General features: G+C 47.8%; 1 pseudogene. It reads right to left on the bottom strand.

Annotated elements, in window-relative coordinates:
* Positions 1 to 1,347, bottom strand: a pseudogene (locus J671_RS24750) (hypothetical protein); the annotation flags it as partial.

Below are 1,347 nucleotides of genomic sequence, written 5' to 3'. Positions count from 1 at the left end.
CTTCCCTGCAAACACAGGTGCATCTGCAAGTTGAATGTCAACGGTATTGCCACTGATGACCGTCTTCACATTCGAGTTCGAGCCAGATGCTGTCAGGCCACCTGTGATATTTAAGGTTTCACCCAATTTACGGTCAACACTGCCGCTGTTACCCGCAAAGGTAATCGGTTTAACCACTTCATTGTTCAGGTTAGTTAAGGCATCACCGACATTGTTGGCATTAACGGTCGTACCATCAGTTTTAGTAGTGACATAGGTTGGTGAACTTACTGCACCTGTAGTGCTGTCATAGCTTGACCCACCACCCAGATTATTGGCGGTGCTGTTGCCCAAGGCATCAGTCTTGTTATTGCTTGAGGTACTTAATGCATCAAGCTGGCCTTTGTTTACTGCATCGGTAGCATTGGTGCCTGCTGCTACATTACTGATTGTATTCCCAGCAGCATCAATACCAGACTTGGTCACACTTGGTCCACCAGTGATGGTTAAACCATTCGTATCCAGCTTGCTGTCCCCTGCCGTTACACTGTCAATATTCAGATCACGGTTTAAGCCATACTGGATCGTATTACCGGTCTTGGTCACTTTCAGGTTGCTTTCACCTGCAACCGTACCAATATCAACCGTATCTCCAGCTTTTACTGCAGCGGCATTGGCACCATTGCTTTGTAAGGTCCAGCCTTTATCCAGTGCTGTGATCGCATCGCCCACGTTATTGACGTTGTTGCCATTTACGGTATAGGTCGGTGAGCTTACCGCACCTGTTGTACTGTCATAGCTTGACCCACCGCCCAGATTGTTGGCTGTGCTGTTGCCCAAGGCATCAGTCTTGTTGTTGCTTGAGGTGCTTAATGCATCAAGCTGACCTTTGTTTACTGCATCGGTTGCTGCTGTACCCGCACCAACATTGGTAACTTTCTCACCATTGGCATCCAGTCCGTTCGCTGTCAGCTTCCCTGCAAACACAGGTGCATCTGCAAGTTGAATGTCAACGGTATTGCCACTGATGACCGTCTTCACATTCGAGTTCGAGCCAGATGCTGTCAGGCCACCTGTGATATTTAAGGTTTCACCCAATTTACGGTCAACACTGCCGCTGTTACCCGCAAAGGTAATCGGTTTAACCACTTCATTGTTCAGGTTAGTTAAGGCATCACCGACATTGTTGGCATTAACGGTCGTACCATCAGTTTTAGTAGTGACATAGGTTGGTGAACTTACTGCACCTGTAGTGCTGTCATAGCTTGGCCCACCACCCAGATTATTGGCGGTGCTGTTGCCCAAGGCATCAGTCTTGTTATTGCTTGAGGTACTTAATGCATCAAGCTGGCCTTTGTTTACTGCATC

It is taken from the genome of Acinetobacter sp. 1130196 (assembly GCF_000588095.1).
GTDB lineage: Bacteria > Pseudomonadota > Gammaproteobacteria > Pseudomonadales > Moraxellaceae > Acinetobacter > Acinetobacter nosocomialis.
This window is presented reverse-complemented; position numbering and strand designations above follow the sequence as displayed.